This window comes from Cellulomonas sp. P4_A2 (assembly GCF_056402515.1).
Genome location: NZ_JBFUHG010000076.1, coordinates 1 through 513 on the forward strand (window position 1 = coordinate 1; position 513 = coordinate 513).

Consider the following 513-nt stretch of genomic DNA (forward strand, 5'->3'; position numbering starts at 1 on the left):
CTTCCGGGCTCAGGACGAACGACCAGCACGGGCTCGGCCCCCGCAGCGTCCCCGGCGCCCGCCGCGGCGACCTCCGGATCTGCCGGGAGCACCCGCTGTCCCTCGCGCTGCTCCGCGTCCAGCCGTTCCGTCATCAGCATGATCAGCCCGCCCGAGGCGACCACACCGCAGGCAAGCGCCAGGAGCGCGCCCGCCGTGCCGTGCTGGAACTGCTCACCGAACAATGTGATGCCGACTGCCGAGGCGATCACCGGGTTCACCACAGTCACTGTCGCCAGCGGTGCGGTCAGGCCGGCGCCCCGATATGCGGACTGCGACAGCAGCAGCCCGGCCGACGCCAGAGCCGCTATGACCACAAGCGAGGGCAGCCCCGCGCCGACCGAACCGGAGGCCCACTGCATCGCGACCGTCTTCGTGAACACCGACGCGATACCGAAGGCGACACCGGCGGCCCCGGCCAGGACCACACTCCGTACCACCGGTGGCCGCATGCCCTTCGCGACCAGCACGAGC

At 71.7% G+C, this 513-nt stretch carries 1 protein-coding gene; it reads right to left on the bottom strand.

Going from position 1 to position 513, the window contains the following annotated elements; all coding sequences use genetic code 11:
* The coding region (locus tag AC1DUE_RS20155) for a DMT family transporter (protein WP_477041186.1) at positions 1-513 on the bottom strand (513 nt) is incomplete at both ends.